Raw genomic sequence first — 21,038 nt, 5'->3', positions numbered from 1 at the left:
CATTAATTGGCTCTTAATCTTCCCTCGGTATCTTCGGGCCATGTGCTTGCTGTCATGGCTTGCTTCGGCCGTGACTGCCCAGCTCAGACGTAGGCGTCAGGCACAGGCCTGAAGCGCGGCAGATCTGCGCCGCCCAAACCTCCATTCCCAAGATGAATCGCTTGAACACAAAGACTCTGCCCCGGTCGTGGGTAGCTGTCGGCATTTCCATGCTGATGGCGACCAGCGCCTGGGCACAAGAACCTGCCGCCGCCAAGGCCGCATTGAACGGAAACTCTGCTGCCGGGGCCAGGATTGCCCAGTCCGGCTCAGCGGGCGGTGCGGCTGCCTGTGCCAGCTGCCATGGTGCCAAGGGTGAGGGCCAGGCCGGCTTTCCTGCCCTGGCGGGCCAGCATGCAGGCTACCTGGAGCGTCAGCTGAACCAGCTGGCGGCCGGCGCCCGTCAATCTGTTGTCATGGCTCCCATGGCCAAGGCCATGAGCGCGCAGGAGCGCGCCGATGTAGCAGCCTATTACGCGAGCTTGCCATTGCCGATCAAGAGCGTGCGCGGTGCCTTGCCTGGCAAGAGCGACGATGGTGGCGCCTGGCTGGTCGAGCGCGGCCGCTGGGCCGACGGCATTCCTGCCTGTGCGCAGTGCCATGGCCCTGGCGGCGTGGGCGTGGGCAATGATTTTCCGGCCATCGGCCATCTGACGGCCGACTACATGCAAGGCCAGATCGACGCCTGGAACAAGGGGCAGCGCGAAGCGGGCCCTCTGGGTCTGATGGGGGCAGTGGCCAGGAAGCTCACGGCCGAGGACATCAAGGCCGTGGCTGCGTATTACCAGCGCCTGCATGCCCCCGCTGCCTCTGCAGCGGCCACCAAGCCTTAAGTGTTCGGGAGTTGACTATGTCGGACCAACAACAAACAGCTTCTCAAAGCTCCAATTTCGCTGAATACGCCGTGGTGGCCTGCCTGTTTGCAGGTCTGGGCGGAGCGCTCTGGTATGGCATGAGCATCAGCCGACCCCAAAAGGCCGAAGAGCCCGTCAAGGTGGCAGCGCCTGCGGCAGACACCAGGGCCATGGTCGTGGCTGCCAAGCCTGGCGAATTCACACCTCCCGGTGTGAGTGACTACCCGGAAGGCCCCATGGGCGAGTGGGTGCGCCGCGGCGAAGCCATCTTCACGCGCACGCCGACCAATGCCGTGGGCTTCTCGGGCAATCCGCTGAGCTGTACCAACTGTCACCTCGATGCGGGTCGTCTGAAAGGCGCTGCTCCCATGTGGGGGGCCTATCCCATGTACCCGGCCTATCGCAAGAAGACCGATCATGTGGACACGTTTGCCGAGCGTGTGCGCGGCTGCTTCATGTACTCCATGAACGGCAAGGCGCCGGATGACGGTCATGATGTTCTGGTGGCTCTGGAGTCCTACGCCTACTGGATGGCCCAGAAGGCGCCCACCGGAGAGAAGCTGCCCGGTGCCGGCTTCCAGAAAGCGGGCCAGCCCGGAACGACACCCACTTACGAAGCCGGTGCCAAGGTGTATGAAGCCAAGTGCGCGCTATGCCATGCCGCGGACGGCAAGGGCCAGTTCGTCGGCGATGTGGCCGTGTTCCCGCCGCTGTGGGGCAAGGACTCCTATAACTGGGGGGCCGGCATGCACGATATCGACAAGGCGGCCAACTTCATCAAGAACAACATGCCTTATGGCAATGCAACCCTGAGCGATCAGGAGGCCTGGGATGTGGCCACCTTCATCAACAGCCAGGAGCGTGGCCAGGACCCGCGCTTCAACGGCAATCTGCAGGCCACGGCCGAAAAGCACCATGGCAAGTACTCCATGTACGGCAAGGAAGTGAACGGCAAGCTGCTCAAGGGTCTGTAAATGGACACTTGATCGGGTCTGCTGGATGCATGACCGGGGCCAGTCCTGCAGCAGGGACTGGCCTTCTTTTTTGATGATCCCGGTGACGAGAATCTGCGCCCCTCCAGGTCTTCGCCGAATCATCAGCGCTGCGTTCGGTCTCGGTCACAAAGCTGTGCAGTGGCAGGGCAAAGCAAAATCTGAATGAAATTGCGCTCAAACGCATGCCCATAAAGCGCTGATAGCTCTCTTTTTGAGAGTGTCAAAAAAGCCCGGCGAACCGGGCTTTGGCATGGGCGAAACCTCAAAGATCAGGCCATGAACAGATAGTGGTCCACGAGCAGGGCGAGAAACAGCAGGCTCAGGTGAAGCAGCGAAAACCTGAAGGTGCGGCGCGACAGCTCGTCCGAGTAATTGCGGTACAGAGCCACGGCATAGACGATAAAGCCAGCGCCCAGCACGACAGCCGCAAACAGATACAGCCAGCTGCTCATGCCGTACATAAAGGGCAGCAGACCGGCCGCAAACAGCACCACGGTGTAGAGCAGAATCTGCAGGCGCGTGTATTCGCTGCCATGGGTCACGGGCAGCATGGGCAGGCCGGACTGGCGGTAGTCCTCGACACGATACAGGGCCAGCGCCCAGAAGTGGGGAGGGGTCCAGAGGAAGATGATGAGGAACAGAATCAATGCCTCGGGGCCGACGTTGCCCGTCATGGCTGCCCAGCCCAGCACTGGGGGCATGGCGCCAGAGGCTCCGCCGATAACGATGTTCTGTGGCGTGGCGGGCTTGAGCACCACGGTGTAGATCACCGCATAGCCGACAAAGGTGGCCAGCGTCAGCCACATGGTCAGCGCATTGGTCCAGAGCAGCAAAATTGTGGCACCGATCATGCAGAGAATGGCCGAGAAGGCCAGTGCCTGCTGACTGGAGAGCTCGCCGCGCGCCGTGGGGCGCCAGGAGGTGCGCTTCATCTTGGCATCGATATGGCGCTCCACCAGGCAATTGAAGGCCGCAGCGGCAGCTGCCACCAGCCAGATGCCGACGCAGGCAACACCCATATGGATCCACTGGTTGGCCGTGGGCCATCCGGGAACGGCCAGCACCATGCCGATCAGGGCGCAGAACACGATGAGCTGCACCACGCGCGGCTTGGTCAGCGCGTAGAACTGGCTGATTCGCGAGGTGTTGTTCAACAAGGCTTCACTTTGACTCATGCAATCACTCTTTTACGCTATGCCTCAGGCTGGGCGGCGCGCCATTTCAGGGTCGGGGGCGGCGACGGCATTTGAGCGCGTCACGGCCAGACTCCAGACCACAATCGTTACCAGGGCCGCGGCTCCACCGGTGTGAAGCACGGCCGCAACCAGAGGCCAGTCCAACACCACGTTGGACAGACCCGTCAAAACTTGCAGCACTGCAAAAAACCCCAACAGCCGTCGCTGCTTGGCCAGTGCCGGAGCATGGCGCAATGCCCACCACAGACTCGCCAGTGCCAGAACCACCACATAGGCCGCCAGACGGTGGGTGTAGTGAATGGCGGTCAGTGCTTCGAAGCTGATATGGCCGCCGTCCTTGAGCATGCCCAGGGGGCGCCAGATCTGCAGCGCTTCGGCAAAATTCATGGTCGGCCACCAACTGCCCTGACAGCCAGGGAAGGTCGTGCAAGCCAGGACGGCGTAATTGGTGCTGACCCAGCCGCCCAGGCTGACCTGGACGACGAGCAGCGCCAGGCAAAGCCACAGCGCAATGCGCAAGCCTCTGGCGATCAGGGCCGGAGACAGACCGGTCTGCTGCAGGCTCAGGCCCGAAGCAGGAATGGCCAGCAATGCCAGCAAGCCGGTACCGCCCAGCAAGTGCAGCGTGACGATGGCCGGAAACAGCTTCATGGTGACCGTCAGTGCCCCAAACGCACCCTGGATGCAGACCCATACCAGTGCCAGAGTCGGCCACCAGGGGTTGGCAGCGCCACTGAATGATATGTGTCGGCCTGCCCGCCTGGCGGTGCCTGCCTGCTTCCAGCTCATGACCGTCATCGCAATGATGAGCACGCCGACCGTGGTCGCCAGATAGCGGTGAATCATTTCCACCCAGGCCTTGCCATGGGTGACCGGGCCGGTCGGCATGGCAGCCTGCGCTTCGGAGATCTGGGCATGTGCTGCGATGGGGCTGGCCGTGCCATAGCAGCCAGGCCAGTCCGGGCAACCCAGGCCTGAGTCCGTCAGACGGGTGAAGGCGCCGAACAGAACCAGGTCGAAGGTCAGAAACAGCGTCAGCACACATAGTGCCTGGAGGCGTCTGCCGGAGCCGGTGCCGCGATTGCGCCACCAGACCCAGCATAAAGGCCCAAGAGCCAGGACCAGACCAAAAGCCATCAGCTCCAGTGCAGGAGCCAGGTCGTATAGCTGCTGCTCTGTCATGCCATTGCTCCGGGGGCCATCTTCCAGCGCCTGGCCGCCTGCACTTCAGGCAGGGCAGGGCGGTCGGCGGTCAGGGCAAAATCGCAAAAGCAAAGCGGCATGGTTCGGCAGGGGCGGCCAGTGCTTGGCCTGTATTTACAGAAATTCTTGAAGATCTTGGTCAAGCGCAGAACGAGAGAAAACCTGACTGTACGTAGCGAGCCTTGTGCGCTCCAGGGCCAGGACTCTGCTCGACGCTTGGAGCAGCAGTTGAATGCAGGCTCTTTGATCCCGCACAATTTTACCCATGTGATTTGAGGCTAGGCAGCCGTGACCTGAGTGCCCCTAACAAAGTGGAAGAAAGACTTGCCTTCCAGATCTGCTTTCGTTGAGTCCGTGAGGCAGGAATTGCCCCGATGCTCTGACCTTGGACGAAGGCCTGAGGCTGAGCCTGCTGTAGGGAACCCGAGAGGGTCCAAGGCATGCAAGGCCGGCCGGTCCAGCAAGCATGGCTGGTATCTGCAGTCATTGAGGCCGCAAAGCTGCAGGGCAACGGCCAGCCGGATGCGCTTTGCCGTGAAACCCGGCCGTGTGCCTGCTCCCGGCCGAACGCGATCTGTGGCAATCAGGGAAGCGACTGTGCTCGTCCTTAGCTGCGACCGGGTTTCCGATCCGAGGCGGGCTGTGGCCACCCAAGGTGGCCGAGGCTACCTCACGATTCAGGCTTGGATCATTTGTCCGACATCGATACGGTTGCCATCAGGGTCTTCAAACACGAATGCCCTCAGGCCATAGTCCTTGTCCTGAAGGCTCTTGATGATTCTCAAGCCGTATTGATGGCAGATGGTGTGCAGCGCATCAACGTTGTCGACCAGGAGATGCGCGACATTGAATTTCACGGCTTTGTGGCTGGGCTGCAGGCTCAGGTGCAGCTCGCCGTGATGCCGCTTCAGGATCATGAATCCGACGGGGTTCCCGTTTTCGAAGACTTTTGTGAACCCGAGAATCTTGGTGTAGAAGTCACAGGCTCTGGCCATGTCCTTCACCGGAATCGTCGCGGCGATTCGGCCGAACTGGACACCGTGATCGGTGGTATTGCTCATTCGATGGTCTCTGCTTGCAAGGCGCGATCAGCTTCCAGGCGGTGCTGTATGGCTGATGCGCTTGCGGTTGAGGTCAGCAGGACGGTGCCCACGCGAAGCAGTGTAGCTCAGGGGAACCCCGTGATAGGGCATCAATCCACCGCCGCGATCAGGTCGATTTCCACGGGGGCATTCTTGGGAAGCTGATAGACCCCCACGGATGTGCGCGTATGAATACCGGCATCGCCCAGCACGGAATACAGCAGCTCGGACGCGCCGTCCGCCACTTCGCTTTGCTGGCTGAAGTCCTCTGAGCATTTGACAAACACGGTGATGCGCAGAATGCGCGAAACCCTGTCCAGAGATCCCAGCTCTTGCCGCAGCAATGCCAGTGCACGCATGGTGCAAATCTTGGCGGCATACCGTGCCTGCTCGACCGAAACTTCAGCGCCGACTCTGCCTGTGACGACCACGCTGTCACCGACGCGAGGGATCTGGCCGCTGACAAATACCTGCCTGTCGTGGCGAACCACGGAGACATAGTTTCCGCCGATCTTTATCTCGCCGGAAAAGCTCAGGGAAAGTGCCGCTTCCATTGCGGCAAACCTGGAATCTCGTGATTCGGACATGATGTTCTGCTTTCATTGCTGACAGTGAAACTGTGGCCCGCTTGGGCCCAAGCGCCAATAGGCGAAGCGGAGTAACAGGACGCAGCCTCCGCACGCGGGCGAGGTGCAGCGTTTGCATGGGCTGCGTTCAATGTTTGAGTCGGCTGGACATGCTCAGGGCGTGCCGTTTCTTCCATGCTGCCGGAATCCCGGGCGAAGACTCGGGCGTTCGTAGTATTCGCGCACCGCAGGCAAGTCCGGATGCTCAAGCGGAGTTTCAAACCAACGGTTCACCGACAGTCCTGCAGGTATGTCCGCCAGAGAAAACTCGGTACCGCCTACGTAGGCTCCGGTGGAGCCCAGTTGTCGCTCGAGGATTTCCATGTGCCTTGCCCAGTCCTTGCAAGACAGGGCCAGTGCACTGCGGTCCTGGTGCTCGGGCGATTGCCTGACAAGGGACATGAAGGCATAGCTCCATGATCTGTTGAGGTCCGACGCCTGCCAGTCGATCCATTGATCAATCCGGGCCTTCGCTTTGGCATCGATGGGGTAGAGCCCGGTCCCGTTGTAGCCATTGGCCAGATAGCGAATGATCGTATTGGACTCCCATGGCGTGAAGTCACCGTCCTGGATGACAGGGATCATGGCATTGGGATTCAACTCGAGGAATTCAGGACTGAGCGTTGACTGGAAACCGCTGCCCCAATCTTCCCGCTTGAAGGGGATGTCCAACTCGGCGCAGGCCCAGAGTACCTTGCGAACATTGATTGAGGATGCCTTGCCCAAAATGCGCAACATTTCATCTCCGGGTCATTAAGAGGAATGCCTTGAGGAAGTGGGAGCTGCGAGCATGTGTGGATCTGTGACCTCGCCCGGGGGGACGGTATACCGAATACAAAAATGAAGCCGCTTGCGGCAGGTACTCTAATGTATGCGGCTGCAGACCCCCAGCAGCGGTTGACCGGTTGTTTTGCGTCTGTCTGTGTCACGCAAGTGGCGCTTGGCCATCATTGCGGCACAGGTCCATGCTGGCACAAGCCCCAGGGGCTGGCGCTGGACACAGCTGATATGGCTTGCCCTATGAGCCAGTCCCGCGCAGCGGTGCCAGCGACGGCATCAGGGCAGAAGCCGTGGTCGCTTCGGGTCATCGATGATGAGGCGCACTTGGTGCTTGAAGCGAGGCTTGTGAGCGTTGCATGGTCTTTTGCTCCTGCTCGGATAGCGTGGGATCGATAGCAATCGAGCCCTGGCAGTCATACAACGGACGATAAGACTTCTACATCGCAGAGCTTCTACAGCCATCAACCCGCTGGATACATGCTCATGGCCATCGTCATTTCTCAGGTGTAGATGCTACGAAGATCAGTGCTCGAAATGTCTTGCAAGGCAAAGTCATCTCGATTGTCACAGGCCCGGTCAGCACGGAGTTGACACTGGAAATTGCTCCCGGTGTCAGGGTCACATCCTCGATCACCTCGACTTCAGCCCAGTCGCTGGGGCTGAAGGAGGGCGACAATGCCTACGCGGTTCTCAAGGCGTCGTCGGTGATGGTCGCCGTTGATTGAGCGGTCCAGGCTCCGACAGGAGCCTCTTCTATTCTTTAGCCATGGGGGGCGTTCCGGCAATCGGGCGCGCGCTCTGAGCGAATTCAGCCTGTCGTAGCCAAGACGCCCGAACTGATCAGATTTCCAGGAATAGCTCTGCCAAGGTTGAGCGCAGCCATCGGTTTGCCGGGTCTTGCTGATAGCGTTCATGCCAATGCTGCTTGATGGCGAACTCTGGAAGCCTGTATGGTGACGCGATTGCCTTGACCTGGGCGATCTTTACCAGCGTCTGCGCAATTCGATGCGGAACCGTGGCGATGAGATCCGTATGGGCCAGCAGGTTGCCAACCCCCGGGAGGGTGGGCAGAGACAGTGCAACATTGCGCTGCGCCCCTTGGCGTTTCAACTCCTGCTCGACTATCTCGTTACCAGTTCCAGGAGCCGTGATGATCACATGGCGCTCCGTCTTGAACCGAGTCATTGTCAGGTTGTCGCCGATTCGAGGATGCGTTCTGCGCACAACGCATGCAAACCCATCCCTGAACAGTTTCTGCTGGTAGAAGCCGGCATCGAGTTCCGGCATATAGCCTATCGCCAGGTCTGCATCGCCTGCCTCCAGCAATCTGGCTGTGTCGGCCGTGATGCGCAGTACTTCGACTCGCACCTTGGGCGCGATATTCCCCAGCTTGTTCATCAAGGCAGGCAGAAATTCCAGGTGACTGATATCGGTCATCGCGAGACGGAACGCTCTGCTGGAAGAGGCCGGGTCGAATTCCGCCTGCTGCCTGGTCGCTGATTGCAGCAGTTCCAAAGCCTGTCGCAGCTGAGGAACCAGTGCGGCTGCACGCGGCGTGGGAAGCATCCCCTCACTGGTGCGGACAAAGAGCTGATCATTGAAGGCTCGCCGCAGTCTGCCGAGTGCCAGACTGACCGAGGTCTGAGCCAGACCCAGGTTCTCTCCTGCACGGCTCACGCTCCGTGTTTTGTAGATCTCGTCGAAGACCGAGAGAAGCTTCATATCCATTATTCGATTTCCCGCTAGCAGATATTGTTCATTATCAATCGACGCAATGATGCTGCTTGCCTAGAGTTCGTACCAGGCGATGAGGAACTCGCCCTGAATACCCAAGAACCTGGAGACATTGTTGTGAAATCGCGCTTGCTTCTATCCCTTTTTCTCACCTGCATTTCCATCACGGGTGGGCATGCTTACTCACAGGAATGGCCCCAAGTCCCTGTCAAAGTCCTTGTGCCCTTCGATGCTGGCTCGACCCCTGATCTGGTGGCCCGCGTCATCGGCGATAGGCTGGCCAGCAGGCTGCATCAAGCTTTTGTGGTGGAGAACAGGAGTGGCGCCGCCGGCAATATTGGTACCGACATGGTGGCCAAGGCCGAGGGGGATGGGCGCACCATCGGTGTCAGCATTGCCGGACCTCTTGGCGTCAACGCGCTTCTGTTTCGGAAGATGCCCTACGACACGTCCAGGGATATCGGGCTGGTGAGCATTGCTGTGTCCCAGCCGTCCGTGCTGGTCGTCGGCTCCAGGCTGTCCACGACAGATGCCAAGCAGCTGTCGGCTCTGATGAGGGACAAATCCAAGCTCAGCTTTGCGTCGATTGGAGCCGGCTCCATCTCGCATCTGGCAATGGCTGCACTGGTAGCTCAGGCGGGCGGCGATGCAGTGCATGTTCCCTATCGCGGATCGGGTGCTGCGGTGACCGCTCTTTTATCGGGTGAGGTGGACATGGGCTTGCTACCTGCCGCAGCCGTGATGCCGCATGTGAAAGCCGGGAAGCTGCGAGCCCTGGCCGTGGCTTCCCCAAGCAGATCGCCATCACTTCCCGAGCTGCCCACTCTGGCTCAGAGCGGCCTTCCCGACATAAAGGGAGATGCATGGATCGGTTTCATCGTGCCCGCGAAAACGCCTGCAGCCATTGTCGACGCGCTGCGCGACCAGATTGCGCAAGTCCTTGCCGAGCCTGCCGTCAAAGACAAGCTGCGCATGCAGTACATGGATCCGGTGGGGAATTCGCCCGAGGAATTCCGCAGATTGCTGGCTGCGGATGTGGCGCGGTGGAAGCCTGTCGTCGAACGTAACAAGATCACATTGGACTGAAGCAAGAAGCCATGACATCCTCGCAAAAATCCCTTCTGGAGCCTGCCCGTTATCTACCGGTTCAGGGTGAATACGATGTAGTCGTCATCGGTGGCGGTCCGGCCGGACTGGCTGCTGCCGCCAGCGCTTCTCGGCTTGGGGCACGAACCCTTCTTGTGGAGTCCTACGGTTTCCTGGGAGGGATGGGCACCGCCGGCGGCGTGACAAACTTCGCAGGGCTATATGGCCGTCATCAAGGGGAAATGCGCCAACTCGTGCATGGCGTCGTGGACGATCTGCTTTCACGACTGCAGGCAATGGGTGGGCTGAACAAGCCTCAGGACGGGATGCAGGGCAGGATTCGCGTCCGCTCCTATGACACTTCCATCTATAAATGCGCGGCGGATCAGTGGATGCTGTCTTGCGGCGTGCATTTGCTGTTCCACACCAGGGCCTCATCTGTGCTGATGGATGACTCACGCATTCATGCCCTGGTCATCGAGACCAAGTCAGGACGTCAGGCAGTTCGGGCCAATATGTTCATCGATTGCTCGGGCGACGCAGACATCGCAGCCCTGGCCGGCGTTCCCTATGAGGTGGGCGACGGGCATGGCAGCGGTCTTTTCCCGTCCACGATGTTCCGCATTGGCCATGTCGACGCATCGCAGGCCTTGCCGGCGGTTGGCGATTTCAAGGCAATCAATGACTTCATGGAGCGTTCTCGGCTCCGCGATCCAGGTCGCTACAACTTCCCTCGCGAAGGCGCGATTCTTCGGCCGCAGATCAATCCGTCGGAGTGGCGTGCCAATGTCACCCAGATTGCCAATTCCAGCGGTCAGGCCATGAATGCCGTGGATGCGCAGGAGTTGAGTGCGGGAGAGGTCGAGGGGCGGCGTCAGATTGTCGAGTACTTCCGCTTCTTGCAGGAGCAGATACCGGGGTTTGCCGATTCGAGAATCGTGGAGATCGCCCCTCAGGTCGGCATTCGTGAGACGCGTCGAATCCAGGGTCTCTATGCGCTGACTGGCGATGACATCCTGAATTCGGTCCGCTTTGATGACAGCATTGGCATCAATGCGTGGCCGATGGAGCTGCATCGAGCCGGAGGCATCACATGGGGGTTTCCCTTGGATCCCGAGCGCGGCTATAACGATCTGTCTTGGAGAATGCTGGTGCCGCAGACGGTTGAGAACCTGCTTGTTGCAGGGCGTTGTGCTTCCATGACCCACGAGGGGCAGTCTGCTGCTCGTGCAAGTGGAGGATGTTTTGTGATGGGGCAGGCCGCGGGCACCGCGGCAGCGATGGCGGGCAGCGCTGCTGTTCAAGGGATGGACCCAAAGCGTTTGCAGCGGGTCTTGCGTGAAAGCGGCTGCTTGCTTGAGCCATGAGCACGCATCTTTGATCACAGGAGCTGGCGGGCCGAAAGCAGGCAGTAGCCGTGTCGTGGATGGTGCTTGCTTCAAAAACATGGCGGGTTGATGATTTGGCTTCATCAACCACCGGCATGGATAGGCCTGAGCTTGAAACCCTTGGGCCGAACATCGGCCTCCATGGAGCATGAGCATGGGCAACCGGAGCAAGGCCGCTATTGCGGCAGACTTCCTGACCTTGTGCGCAACAGGGCAGGTAAGAAAAGCCTACGATCTGTACGTGTCGGAGAGTTTTCACCATCACAACGCGTATTTCCCCGCTGATCGGGAGTCCTTGCTGCTTGGCATGGAACAAAGCGCTGAATCAGAACCCAATAGATCGTTCATGGTCAAACAAACCATTGAATCTGATGACCGGGTTGCGGTCTATTCACATTTGCGGCGTGAGAGAGTCGATATGGATATTGCGGTCGTGCATATTCTTCGATTCGAGAATGGCAAGATCGTCGAAATGTGGGATATAGGACAGCAGGTACCCAAGGACTCACCCAACAAACTGGGCATGTTCTAAGTGTTGCAGAGCACTTGATGCTTCGATCCGAGCCTGGGCAACTGCATTCTCTGTTGCCTCGGCCTGTCATTGGCTGCACTCGATTCTGGGCAGTTTTCAAGGACTTGGTGTCGGAGGCTGCTACGACCAAGAGTCCGTCCAGAAAAATACTTTCGGTGGGCAATTTTCGGATGCGCGCCATGTACTCTCTGAGAAGTGACCGAGCGGGCACCATCACTGATAAGCTGTAGCAATGCTTTTGGCACTGGGAAGAATATCCTGCTTTAGCCTGTTGATTGAGGCCTGCTTATTTCAGCAGTGGCTCGATTTTCCAGAGCCCATGTCCGCTGAGGATTTTTCTCTTTCCCAGTCATTTCCTCAAGGGCTTGAGCAAATGTGCGTTGAGATGCTCTTATGGCATATCAAATCGCAGCCGGTGCATTACTGGTAAATATAGAGCGTCATCATCAATGACATCCATGAAAGGCAAGACCATGAATCGTGCAGAGTCCCAGGCTTCCGTTCGCGTGGAGGCGAATGTCGGGGAGAGCTTTTGGCGCAAGAGCGCGAAAGATACCTTGCCCCCGCCGGACATGGTCGGTCCGTACATGCGCAATCGTCCCGTACCGACCAGGCAGGAGTCGGGCCGCAAGGCATGGATCATAGGCAGCGGCATTGCCGGACTGGCGGTCGCTTTCTATCTGATTCGCGACGGAGGAATGAAGGGGGAGGACATCACGATTCTTGACAGCCTGAGCATTGCCGGCGGTTCGCTTGATGGCTCGGGCAATGCCGAGGATGGCTACATCGTGCGCGGTGGCCGCGAGATGAACTGGAACTACGACAACTTCTGGGATCTGTTCCAGGATGTCCCGGCGCTGGAGCTGCCTGAAGGCTACAGCGTGCTCGATGAATACCGCTGGATCAACGACAAAGATCCCAATTGGTCCAAGGCCAGGCTGATGCACAAGCAGGGGCAGATCCGCGATTTCGCTACGCTGGGTCTGAGCAAGTCGCACCAGTGGGAGATCGTCAAGCTGCTGCTCAAGCGCAAGGAAGACCTGAACGACATCACGATCGAGGAGTATTTCAGCAAGAGCTTTCTCGAGACCAACTTTTGGTATCTGTGGCGTTCGATGTTCGCCTTTGAGAACTGGCAAAGCCTGCTGGAGATGAAGCTGTACATGCATCGCTTCCTTGATGCCATTGACGGCCTGACCGACATGTCGGCCCTGGTGTTCCCCAAGTACAACCAGTACGACAGCTTTGTCGTGCCGCTGGCCCGCATGCTGCAGGAGCAGGGGGTGCGCGTGCAGTTCGACACCCGTGCCCATGAACTGGACATGCGTGAGGACGAGGGCAGCCGCACCGTGACCGCGATCCGCTGCAAGGTTGCGGGTCGCGAGGAGAGCATCACCGTCGGCTCCGACGACGTGGTGTTTGCGCTGACTGGTTCAATGACCGAGGGCACGGCCTACGGAGACATGGACACGGTACCGGTACTGGCGCGCGGCAATGGCGAGCCGGGCGAGGGCAGCGACTGGACGCTGTGGCAGAACCTGGCGAAGAAATCTCCGGTCTTCGGCAAGCCCGAGAAGTTCTGCGGTGATGTTTCCCGCTCGATGTGGGAGTCGGCCACGCTTACCTGCAAGCCTTCCCCCTTGATCGACAAGCTCAAGGAACTGGCGGTCAATGATCCATATTCGGGCAAGACGGTCACCGGCGGCATCATCACTTTCACGGATTCCAATTGGGTGATGAGCTTCACCTGCAACCGCCAACCGCATTTTCCCGATCAGCCTGACGACGTACTGGTGCTGTGGGTTTATGCGCTGCTGATGGACAAGGAGGGCAACCATATCAGGAAGCCCATGCCCGCCTGTACCGGACGAGAGATCCTGGCCGAGCTGTGCTACCACCTGGGTATCGATGATCAGCTCGATGCGGTGGCCGCCAACACCAAGGTGCGCCTGGCTCTGATGCCCTACATCACTGCGCAGTTCATGCCGCGCGCGGCGGGTGACCGGCCTCATGTGGTGCCTCAGGGCTGTACCAATCTGGCCTTGCTGGGCCAGTTCGTGGAGACCAGCAACGATGTGATCTTCACGATGGAGAGTTCGGTGCGCACGGCGCGTATCGGCGTCTACACGCTGCTGGGACTGCCCAAGCAGGTGGCCGATATCAGCCCCACGCAGTACGACATCCGCAATATTCTCAAAGGCGCGCGGGCGCTGAACAACAACGAGCCTTTTCCGGGAGAGCGCCTGCTGCACCGGGTTCTGGGCAATAGCTACTACGCCCATATATTGCCGCCGCTGCCTGAAAACGAGGAGACGCTGCGCGAGCGTGCCGAGACGGAGCTCTCTTCGTTGCTGGGCAAGGGCAGCCAGGCACTGGTGGCAGCCTCGGGCTGGCTGGCGCGCTGGAGCGAAGGTCTGCGCGATAGATCCAGATAGCAGCGTTTGCGCATGACGCGCCTGCCAGACCTCGTTTTGGCGAAACAACCAGGGTCATGAGCACATGCAAGGTGTGCTCATGATTCTTCCGTCTCCATGTTGGAGCGCATCGAATCTGGCAGGTCATCCTGTCTTTTCGCGATCAGCGTGTGCGAGGCCATCAGCCGTTGTCCGGTTCGTCTCACCCTGGTCGGCAGTCGCGGCCCATAGCGGCGACGCTGCCCAATGCCTGTTTGGGGAGTCCGCACCGGCCGTGACGCGTTTCTAATGCGCGAGCGAATGCCCCAACCAGGCGGTTACGGAGCTAATTGCTTTCGCAGGGTGGCCAGTATTTCTTCAGAAAGAGCCGGGTTGCCCGCTGCTGTTGCCCGAGCGAGAACCAGTGCACCCACCATGCTGCTGAGGGTCACGATAGTCTCGCTGCGTCTTGTCTCGTCTTCACCCTGGAGCACGCCCATAAAGCGTTGGATGTTGCGTTCCACACCCAGCGCAAATACCTCTGACATTTCGGGGCCTGCTCTGGCGGCATCTGCGGCCAATGCAGCAGCAGGGCAGCCCTCTCCAGGGTGGTCGCGGTGGGTTGCGGAAAGATAGCCATGCACCAGTGCGCGAAGGCTGTTTGCAGATGCGGCGTCGGCCTCCGAAGACTCCAATCCGTCCAGCGGGGTGATTGTCCACTCGAATGCGCGCAGGCATGCCTCGCGTGCGAGGGCATCCTTGGACTCGAAGTGCCGGTACAGCCCACCATGTGTCAATCCTGCGTCGCGGGTGATCTCCGCCACGCCCACTCCATCCAGGCCTTTTTCTCGATACAGACGTGCAGCGGCATCCACGATTCCCTCGCGATTCTCGGCTGCCTGTGCTTTGCTCACTTTCATGCGTTAGATGATAGCCGTCATCAAAACTCATTTATGATTGCGGTCATCATCAATATAGTCATGCTCTGTCCCTGCTGGAGACTGGGCATGACATGCGAAAGGCGCAGCATGGGTCGTCGGGTGGTTATTACCGGCTTGGGTCTGGTATCTCCTTTAGGGTGCAATGTGGAACTGGCCTGGCAGAGGCTGCTGGCCGGCCGGTCCGGGGTGCGGACTCTGAGTGCTGGTACCGCCGAGGGGACAGGCGTCTGTGTGGCCGGGCGTGTACCAGGCCAGCAGGAGGATCCAGAGGCCGGGTGGAATGCCGAAGCCATCATTTCAGCGAAAGAGCTACGCCGCATGGATCGCTTCATTGCATTTGCGTTGGGCGCAGCCGGCCAGGCTCTGGCCCATGCGCAGTGGGCTCATCCATCAGCCGAGCAGCGGGAGCGCGCGGCGACCATCATCGGCTCCGGCGTGGGCGGATTCAGCACCATCGCAGAAGCCGTGCGAACCACGGATGGCAAGGGACCCCAGCGCCTGTCACCCTTCACGGTACCCGCTTTCCTGGCCAATCTGGCCGCGGGGCAGGTATCGATCAGGCACCGGCTCATGGGGCCGTTGGGGGCGCCGGTGACTGCTTGTGCTGCCAGTATTCAAGCCATTGGCGATGCGGCGCGCTTGATTCGCAATGACGAAGCGGACATGGCGCTCTGTGGTGGTAGCGAAGCCACGATTGACCGGGTTGCGCTAGGCAGCTTTGCTGCGGCAAAGGCCGTGACGACTTTTTGCGGCGGCGATCCCGCGAGGGCTTCCCGACCTTTCGATCAGGCGCGGGATGGCTTTGTCATGGCCGAAGGTGCGGGGCTGCTGGTGCTTGAGGCACTGGATCACGCATTGGAGCGCGGCGCCAAGCCACTGGCGGAGATCGTGGGCTATGGTACCTCTGCCGATGCCTACCATGTCACTTCCGGTCCGGAGGATGGAGCGGGCGCTGCTCGTTCGATGCGCGCCGCGCTGCGTCAAGCACAGCTGCAAGCTGGTGATATTCAGCATCTGAATGCCCATGCGACCTCTACACCCGTAGGTGACCGAGGCGAGCTGGCCGCCATTCGTCAAGTGTTTGGCGCAGACTCCGGTCCTTCGATCACGGCCACCAAATCGGCCCTGGGCCATATGTTGGGAGCAGCTGGCGGAGCTGCCGCGATCTTCACGGCATTGGCCTTGCGCGACCAGATCGCACCACCCGTGCTGAACCTGGAGCATCCAGATCCTATGGCGGCCGGTCTGGATCTGATCGCCGGTAATGCACGTGCCCATGCGATGGAGCACGCCATGCTCAACGGATTTGGGTTCGGCGGTGTCAATGCATCCTTGATTCTGAAGCGATTTGCGGCCTGAGCAATGGCGCACCGGAGCCTCCACGAGGCCGCAACAGACATGCGGCTTCCGGGCGTTCGTGCAGACTCTCGAGCCGACCGTTGCCAGTGCGCGAAATGGATAAAAGGCGCCGCGCCTGGATCGCGGATATTGCGCCTGGGTATTGGGACAGCGGATGAAGGACCACGTCCGATCGCTGCGGGGTATTCGGGCAGGGGCGTAGAAGCCCGAGCTGAGTGCGGTCTTGAGAGCCGTTGCGCTTGCACCTCTGGAGCTGGCCGAATGCAGCCGTCCCGATCAGCGGTGGGCCTGCGGCACCCAGCATCTGTGTTGTGCTGACAAGGCTACCTTGTTGCGCCCAGTCATCTTGGCGTTGTAGAGCACCTCGTCGGCATCACGGATCACCGCTGCCATATCTGTATCGGTCCGTTCTGGGCCCCACGTGGCACTCCCTATGCTGACCGTGATGTGACCGAAAGCGCTTTCTGTATGTTCAATGTGCGAGACGAATATTCTCAGCAATGAATTCTGCACCGTCCGAAGACGTGTCGGGCAAAACGACAAGGAACTCCTCGCCTCCATAGCGAGCGGCACCATCTCCGGGGCGGCGGATATTGTTGGCAATGCGTTTCGCCACGGTCGCTAGAACGGTGTCGCCAGCTTGATGCCCGTCGTTGTCGTTGTAGGCCCTGAAACAGTCAATATCCACGAATAGCAATGACAGGGTACTCTGATGCCGTGTGGCTCTTCGCCATTCCTGATCCAGGATTTCATCGAGCTTGCGGCGGTTGCTCAAGCCCGTCAGTCCATCGGTGCGCGCCACCATTGCTGGCTCAGCCTGCGTGCGTATTTTGCGCTTGAGCTGTACTCCAAAATCGCAGGACAGACCGATGGATGCCAATGTGAGTGTCCCCATGACAGAGGCAATGAGCAATGTTCTGTGCCGCCAAACCGCATAAATATCAGAATGCGCCTTTGCCACCATGATGATGAAAGGCAGGTTCGGCAAAGTCTTGAAGAAATACAAGCGTCTTGCACCGTCGATATACGACGTGTCCGAAAGCTGCCCTCTGGCGCCGCCATGAACTGCTTGAATGTGCTGGCGCTACTGATATTGCGACCTATGACTTTTCAGTGCCTGCGCTCCATGTGTGCCTAGCGACAGTTCAGAAAATAGTTTCTGGGAGTATTCGAGCTGTATATCAATCAGCAAGATGCCAGCGAAAAAGCCGTTCGCATGAGAAATCCTGCGACTGAGAGGAATGCTCATCGAGTAGCCATGAAGTGGTGATACATAAGGGTCGCCCACATAGAGGCCCAGGTTGGAGCTTTCCTGGTGTGCTTTGAAAAAATCCCGATCAGAGAAGCTGTCGTCCACCAGACTCTCTGCACCTGCTTTGAGGGTGACTTTCCCCTCAGCATTGAGCACCAGAATGGATCCCAGATAGGTCGCGCTCGCCGCCTTGTCGAACAAGGCCGCTTTGCGAACATGTGGCGACGCAGCCATCAAGTCAGCGCTTCGCGATAGCGCTTTCAATGGTGATGCGCCTGCTTTCTTCAGCGAATAGTGAGCTTTTGGCGATTTGGAATTGATCTGTTCAACGTCGCCAAGCTGCGGCCTAGCGCTCGCTCAATTATCAAAGTCTGTGTGCAGGTCCTTTCAGTTCCAGCTGATTGCCGTCTGGATCGTGGCAATAGATGGACGGGCCAGTGCCGTCAGCTCCATAGCGCTGTTCTGCTTTCTCGGCCTTGAGCGCGTGGCGGCTCAAGTGGGCGAGGATGGCCGACTCATCGAATGGTTCGATGCGCAGGCAGAAATGGTCCATATTCCTGCGCTCTGTTGAGGCAGCAGGGCCGCCCTCACGCCCAAGCGGGCCATGGATATCCACCAGATCAATCATGGATGCACCGGCTCGAAGATGAACCATGCCCAGGTCGTCACGACGTTTTGCAAGTGCGCAACCAAGCACTTCCCGGTAGAAGCGGATGCTTTGCTCCAGGTCACTGACGCGCAGCACGATGTGGTCGATGTGTTGAACGCGGAAAGTGCTCATGGCGATCTCCTGTACAGACTTGGCAGGGGTAATCATAGGCACTATGAGAATGCGCACTCCAAACCAATGAAGTGGGGGACTGGCAGACCGTACCCCAAGCGTGACATTGAACACTCTGCTCATGGCAGGTAGTGGATGCTGCTGTTCGGCGGGCTGCGGTCGTTTGAGACTTGCCTGTCGGCAGACATTGGAGCTGCTAGTGGTTTTCTTATGACCCTTCGATAGTCTTTCGGTCGCGCTCAGTCAAGCGGCCCGGCATTGGCTGCCAGTTGCAGCAGGCGAGGCGCCGGAAGTCCGTCATCCTCGCCTCTGAACAGATGTGGCCAGGCAGCAGCAGACTCAGCTTTCGTAATCAGCTTGCATCACCTTGAGATGTTTGATGCTGGATCCAGAAAGCAGCCGCTGGCAGACAACGGCAAAGCCCAGTAGTAGCAGCAGCACTGGCTGGAAGACTTGCGCCCCCCAGGCCACGACCAGAAGTCCGCCGGCCAGACCTCCGCCGGCGATGGCAGAGTTCCACGTCGTCACGAACAGGGACTGGGCCAGGTCGACCTGTTCCCCCGCGACTTGTGCGAGTGAGGTCTGAAACAAGGTGGCTGAACCGCCGAAGGCGAATCCCCAGACTGCCAATGCTGCCAAGGCCAGCGACGAACCGCCCCAGCTCAGCCCCAGCATCAGAACAGCGCCGCAGAAAAGCAGAATGCTCGCCATCGACAGGCGATGCAGATGTCTGTCCACGAACAATCCCGTCAACCAGATGCCAGGCAAGGCCGCAATACCGAAGACCAGCAACGCCAGGTCAATGCGGACATGCACTCCACTGGCCGCCAGAAAAGGCGCGATGTAGGTATAGAGGATGTTGTGGGCAAGCACATAGAAGAGCACTACCATCAATACTGCCAACACGCCGGGCGTGCGCATCACGGCGGCAATGGGCTTGCGCTGGTTCCGGTCCTGCCCTGGAAAATCCGGAAGCCGCAGCCACATCCACAGCCACAGCAGCAGGGCCAGGGTACTGGCCAAGCCGAAGCACCAGCGCCAGCCCCATGCCAATCCCAGCCAGCCGCCTGCGGGAACGCCCAGAGACAATGCCAGCGGCGTGCCAGCCATGGCTACTGCAATGGCGCGGCCACGGAACTGCGGTGCAACCAGGCGGGTGGCGTAGCCCGCCAGCAGCGTCCACAGCATTCCTGCAGCCATACCTGCCACGATGCGCGCAGTCATGATGAGGGTGAAACTGTCCGACAAAGCCGTCACGCTGTTGGCCAGCGCAAAACCCAGCACGGCAGCCATTAGCAGCGGGCGCCGGCGCATGCTGCGTGTCATCGTCACAAGCGGAATGGCAGCCACCAGCGAACCGAATGCATAGGTGGTCACGGTCTGGCCGATCCAGGCTTGAGAGACACCCAGGTCTTGTGCCATCTGCGGCAGCAGCGCGGCGGGCAATGCTTCAGTGAGGATGGTGATGAACGCAGCCATGCTCAGGGCCAGCAAGTTCGCCCAGGGCAGACTTTTTTGAGAGGTGGAGGCACTCATTCTTGAAGGCCCCGGTAAACCGCATCCCGCAATGCCGATACAAAACGCCCTGACATTCCCTCATACAAGGTGTTGGTCATGGCAACCACCGTCAGGCCCCGGGGACGGTCCACCCACCAGGCATGTCCGTAGGCACCACCCCAGCGCCAGGTGCCACGGGACTCGGGTGACTGGGCCCGTGCCGGGTCGCGCAGCACGGAAAAGCCCAGGCCGAATCCAAGGCCCGGGCCGGCGGCCAGCTCCTGCCCCTGTGTCTGGTCCCGCGTCATCTCGGCGACCAGTTGCTCGGGCATCCAGCCATCGCGACCTGTGCGCAGCGCCTCCAGCAGACGCAGCAAATCATCGGCAGTGCCCACCATGCCGGCGCCGCCGGAAGGAAACGCGCGTTCATCAAAAGCGCGTGAAGGGCTGTAGGCAATACCCACCGTGCCTTCGAAGGGCGCCACGACCTCGCCTTCCTGCAAGCGATGGGGCACCGGGCCGCCATTGACGTAAGCCGTCGCCATACGCGCCGCATCCAGGCAAGTGAAGCCGGCATCGACCATGCCCAGGGGGCGCGTCACCAGAGTCTCGATGGCCTGCGGCAAGCCCATGCCGCACACTGCTTCGACCAGCGCGCCTAGTACATCCACGGCCAGCGAGTAGCCCCAGCCAGTACCAGGTGCATACAGCAGCGGCACGCTGGCAATGCGGCGCAGATTCTCCTGCAGGTCGATACCGCTCGCATCCATGCCATCCGATACACCAGCCCGCGTGTACGGGCCGTGTGCGTCGGGTTCCAGAAAGCGGTAGCCCAGGCCTGCGGTGTGGCTGAGCAACTGGCGCACCGTGATGTTCGTCTCACCGCCATCGGGAAGCCGGGGGCGAAAGGCTGGCAGCCAGGTCGTGACGGGCTCGTCCAGCGCGATGCGTCCCTGGGCCACCAACCGCAGAACGGCAGCGCTGATCACCGGCTTGCTGGCCGAAGCCCAGCGGAACACCATGTCTTCCGACATTGCGACGCCTGCCTCACGGTCGGCCCAGCCTGCGGCCATGCGGCACAGCGTTTGACCGTGCTGATAGGCGAGCACCACGGCGCCCACCAGTCGCTGCTCGGCAAGGGCGTGGTGCACTGCATCGGTCACCAGTGCCAGCGGCTCGGAAATGGAGTGCTGCACGCTTCTTGTAGGCGTGCAGGAAAGTGAAGAAGTCATCGGATCACAATCCTCTTTGCTTGGAAACCATGACCTTATGTGGCATGCAATCCGAGAAAAAGTAGGAT

The 21,038-nt window shown here is 59.8% G+C and carries 21 protein-coding genes; 8 read left to right on the top strand and 13 right to left on the bottom strand.

The window, feature by feature from the left end; translation table 11 throughout:
- Positions 1-152: 152 nt before the first annotated feature.
- Together O987_RS15295 and O987_RS15290 are read left to right on the top strand one after the other, a co-directional pair.
- Entirely contained in the window at positions 153-872 is a 720-nt protein-coding gene (locus O987_RS15295) for a c-type cytochrome (protein ID WP_003054309.1), read from the top strand.
- Between the two features lie 17 nt (positions 873-889).
- Positions 890-1,867, top strand: a complete 978-nt coding sequence (locus O987_RS15290) for a c-type cytochrome (protein ID WP_019043669.1) — start codon at positions 890-892, stop codon at positions 1,865-1,867.
- 290 nt (positions 1,868-2,157) lie between these two features.
- On the opposite strand, the gene cyoE is transcribed toward O987_RS15290, so the two are convergent.
- The 5 genes from cyoE to O987_RS15260 all read right to left on the bottom strand — a co-directional run bounded on the left by cyoE (position 2,158) and on the right by O987_RS15260 (position 6,733).
- Complete coding sequence (cyoE, locus tag O987_RS15285) at positions 2,158-3,063, bottom strand: heme o synthase (protein WP_003054312.1); 906 nt, start codon at positions 3,061-3,063, stop codon at positions 2,158-2,160.
- A gap of 24 nt (positions 3,064-3,087) precedes the next feature.
- Complete coding sequence (locus tag O987_RS15280) at positions 3,088-4,266, bottom strand: COX15/CtaA family protein (protein ID WP_043373268.1); 1,179 nt, start codon at positions 4,264-4,266, stop codon at positions 3,088-3,090.
- 698 nt (positions 4,267-4,964) lie between these two features.
- Entirely contained in the window at positions 4,965-5,348 is a 384-nt protein-coding gene (locus tag O987_RS15270; protein ID WP_019043671.1) for a VOC family protein, read from the bottom strand.
- 131 nt (positions 5,349-5,479) lie between these two features.
- Positions 5,480-5,956: a RidA family protein gene (locus O987_RS15265; protein WP_019043672.1), complete on the bottom strand. Its 477-nt coding sequence runs from the start codon at positions 5,954-5,956 to the stop codon at positions 5,480-5,482.
- 153 nt (positions 5,957-6,109) lie between these two features.
- The gene (locus O987_RS15260; RefSeq protein WP_043373264.1) at positions 6,110-6,733 is read right to left on the bottom strand and encodes a glutathione S-transferase family protein; all 624 of its coding nucleotides are present in this window, start codon (positions 6,731-6,733) and stop codon (positions 6,110-6,112) included.
- 515 nt (positions 6,734-7,248) lie between these two features.
- On the opposite strand from O987_RS15260, the gene O987_RS15255 reads away from it, so the two are divergent.
- Positions 7,249-7,500 carry a TOBE domain-containing protein gene (locus tag O987_RS15255; protein WP_050873589.1) on the top strand — a complete coding sequence of 84 codons (252 nt, stop codon included), beginning with the start codon at positions 7,249-7,251 and terminating at the stop codon, positions 7,498-7,500.
- 115 nt (positions 7,501-7,615) lie between these two features.
- Here O987_RS15255 and O987_RS15250 read toward each other — a convergent pair whose 3' ends face one another.
- Positions 7,616-8,497 carry a LysR family transcriptional regulator gene (locus O987_RS15250; RefSeq protein WP_235214155.1) on the bottom strand — a complete coding sequence of 294 codons (882 nt, stop codon included), beginning with the start codon at positions 8,495-8,497 and terminating at the stop codon, positions 7,616-7,618.
- Positions 8,498-8,527: 30 nt separating this feature from the next.
- Here O987_RS15250 and O987_RS15245 point away from each other — a divergent pair, with 30 nt between their 5' ends.
- From O987_RS15245 to O987_RS15225, 4 genes are all read left to right on the top strand, one after another.
- Complete coding sequence (locus O987_RS15245) at positions 8,528-9,595, top strand: Bug family tripartite tricarboxylate transporter substrate binding protein (protein WP_232536016.1); 1,068 nt, start codon at positions 8,528-8,530, stop codon at positions 9,593-9,595.
- A gap of 11 nt (positions 9,596-9,606) precedes the next feature.
- Positions 9,607-10,962 (top strand): FAD-dependent oxidoreductase, encoded by a 1,356-nt coding sequence (locus O987_RS15240; RefSeq protein WP_003054322.1) that lies wholly within the window; start codon positions 9,607-9,609, stop codon positions 10,960-10,962.
- A gap of 175 nt (positions 10,963-11,137) precedes the next feature.
- Complete coding sequence (locus tag O987_RS15235) at positions 11,138-11,515, top strand: ester cyclase (protein WP_051962305.1); 378 nt, start codon at positions 11,138-11,140, stop codon at positions 11,513-11,515.
- A 449-nt stretch (positions 11,516-11,964) separates the two neighbouring features.
- The gene (locus O987_RS15225) at positions 11,965-13,950 is read left to right on the top strand and encodes an oleate hydratase (protein ID WP_043373254.1); all 1,986 of its coding nucleotides are present in this window, start codon (positions 11,965-11,967) and stop codon (positions 13,948-13,950) included.
- Positions 13,951-14,246: 296 nt separating this feature from the next.
- On the opposite strand, the gene O987_RS15220 is transcribed toward O987_RS15225, so the two are convergent.
- Positions 14,247-14,828, bottom strand: coding sequence for a TetR/AcrR family transcriptional regulator (locus O987_RS15220; RefSeq protein ID WP_043373252.1), 582 nt, complete (start codon positions 14,826-14,828; stop codon positions 14,247-14,249).
- A gap of 108 nt (positions 14,829-14,936) precedes the next feature.
- Here O987_RS15220 and fabF point away from each other — a divergent pair, with 108 nt between their 5' ends.
- Positions 14,937-16,208, top strand: coding sequence for a beta-ketoacyl-ACP synthase II (gene fabF / locus O987_RS15215; protein ID WP_080731641.1), 1,272 nt, complete (start codon positions 14,937-14,939; stop codon positions 16,206-16,208).
- A 276-nt stretch (positions 16,209-16,484) separates the two neighbouring features.
- On the opposite strand, the gene O987_RS29670 is transcribed toward fabF, so the two are convergent.
- From O987_RS29670 to O987_RS15195, 6 genes are all read right to left on the bottom strand, one after another.
- A complete protein-coding gene (locus O987_RS29670) occupies positions 16,485-16,769 on the bottom strand; it encodes a diguanylate cyclase domain-containing protein (RefSeq protein WP_268746912.1) in 285 nt (94 codons plus the stop codon).
- Positions 16,681-17,214 (bottom strand): diguanylate cyclase, encoded by a 534-nt coding sequence (locus tag O987_RS29665; protein WP_051962187.1) that lies wholly within the window; start codon positions 17,212-17,214, stop codon positions 16,681-16,683. The genes O987_RS29670 and O987_RS29665 overlap by 89 nt, the downstream gene beginning before the upstream one ends.
- 78 nt (positions 17,215-17,292) lie before the next feature.
- Positions 17,293-17,694, bottom strand: a complete 402-nt coding sequence (locus O987_RS29495) for a cache domain-containing protein (protein ID WP_050881006.1) — start codon at positions 17,692-17,694, stop codon at positions 17,293-17,295.
- Between the two features lie 130 nt (positions 17,695-17,824).
- Complete coding sequence (locus O987_RS15205) at positions 17,825-18,241, bottom strand: VOC family protein (RefSeq protein WP_003054330.1); 417 nt, start codon at positions 18,239-18,241, stop codon at positions 17,825-17,827.
- A gap of 339 nt (positions 18,242-18,580) precedes the next feature.
- The gene (locus O987_RS15200; protein WP_043373248.1) at positions 18,581-19,777 is read right to left on the bottom strand and encodes an MFS transporter; all 1,197 of its coding nucleotides are present in this window, start codon (positions 19,775-19,777) and stop codon (positions 18,581-18,583) included.
- On the bottom strand, positions 19,774-20,970 hold the full coding sequence (locus O987_RS15195) for a serine hydrolase domain-containing protein (protein ID WP_043373245.1): 1,197 nt from the start codon (positions 20,968-20,970) through the stop codon (positions 19,774-19,776). Before O987_RS15195 ends, O987_RS15200 begins: the two co-directional genes overlap by 4 nt.
- Positions 20,971-21,038 lie beyond the last annotated feature (68 nt).

The organism is Comamonas testosteroni TK102 (assembly GCF_000739375.1).
Classification (GTDB): Bacteria; Pseudomonadota; Gammaproteobacteria; order Burkholderiales; family Burkholderiaceae_C; genus Comamonas; species Comamonas brasiliensis.
This window is presented reverse-complemented; position numbering and strand designations above follow the sequence as displayed.

Excerpts from the sequence above, each read along its gene's own strand:
- O987_RS15265 (WP_019043672.1), bottom strand. The coding sequence starts at position 5,956 with ATGTCCGAATCACGAGATTCCAGGTTTGCCGCAATGGAAGCGGCACTT.
- O987_RS15295 (WP_003054309.1), top strand. The coding sequence starts at position 153 with ATGAATCGCTTGAACACAAAGACTCTGCCCCGGTCGTGGGTAGCTGTC.
- O987_RS15250 (WP_235214155.1), bottom strand. The coding sequence starts at position 8,497 with ATGAAGCTTCTCTCGGTCTTCGACGAGATCTACAAAACACGGAGCGTG.
- O987_RS15260 (WP_043373264.1), bottom strand. The coding sequence starts at position 6,733 with ATGTTGCGCATTTTGGGCAAGGCATCCTCAATCAATGTTCGCAAGGTA.
- O987_RS15240 (WP_003054322.1), top strand. The coding sequence starts at position 9,607 with ATGACATCCTCGCAAAAATCCCTTCTGGAGCCTGCCCGTTATCTACCG.
- O987_RS15235 (WP_051962305.1), top strand. The coding sequence starts at position 11,138 with ATGGGCAACCGGAGCAAGGCCGCTATTGCGGCAGACTTCCTGACCTTG.
- cyoE (WP_003054312.1), bottom strand. The coding sequence starts at position 3,063 with ATGAGTCAAAGTGAAGCCTTGTTGAACAACACCTCGCGAATCAGCCAG.
- O987_RS29670 (WP_268746912.1), bottom strand. The coding sequence starts at position 16,769 with ATGGAGGCGAGGAGTTCCTTGTCGTTTTGCCCGACACGTCTTCGGACG.
- fabF (WP_080731641.1), top strand. The coding sequence starts at position 14,937 with ATGGGTCGTCGGGTGGTTATTACCGGCTTGGGTCTGGTATCTCCTTTA.
- O987_RS15205 (WP_003054330.1), bottom strand. The coding sequence starts at position 18,241 with ATGAGCACTTTCCGCGTTCAACACATCGACCACATCGTGCTGCGCGTC.
- O987_RS15225 (WP_043373254.1), top strand. The coding sequence starts at position 11,965 with ATGACATCCATGAAAGGCAAGACCATGAATCGTGCAGAGTCCCAGGCT.
- O987_RS15270 (WP_019043671.1), bottom strand. The coding sequence starts at position 5,348 with ATGAGCAATACCACCGATCACGGTGTCCAGTTCGGCCGAATCGCCGCG.
- O987_RS15195 (WP_043373245.1), bottom strand. The coding sequence starts at position 20,970 with ATGACTTCTTCACTTTCCTGCACGCCTACAAGAAGCGTGCAGCACTCC.
- O987_RS15290 (WP_019043669.1), top strand. The coding sequence starts at position 890 with ATGTCGGACCAACAACAAACAGCTTCTCAAAGCTCCAATTTCGCTGAA.
- O987_RS29495 (WP_050881006.1), bottom strand. The coding sequence starts at position 17,694 with ATGGCTGCGTCGCCACATGTTCGCAAAGCGGCCTTGTTCGACAAGGCG.
- O987_RS15220 (WP_043373252.1), bottom strand. The coding sequence starts at position 14,828 with ATGAAAGTGAGCAAAGCACAGGCAGCCGAGAATCGCGAGGGAATCGTG.
- O987_RS15200 (WP_043373248.1), bottom strand. The coding sequence starts at position 19,777 with ATGAGTGCCTCCACCTCTCAAAAAAGTCTGCCCTGGGCGAACTTGCTG.
- O987_RS15280 (WP_043373268.1), bottom strand. The coding sequence starts at position 4,266 with ATGACAGAGCAGCAGCTATACGACCTGGCTCCTGCACTGGAGCTGATG.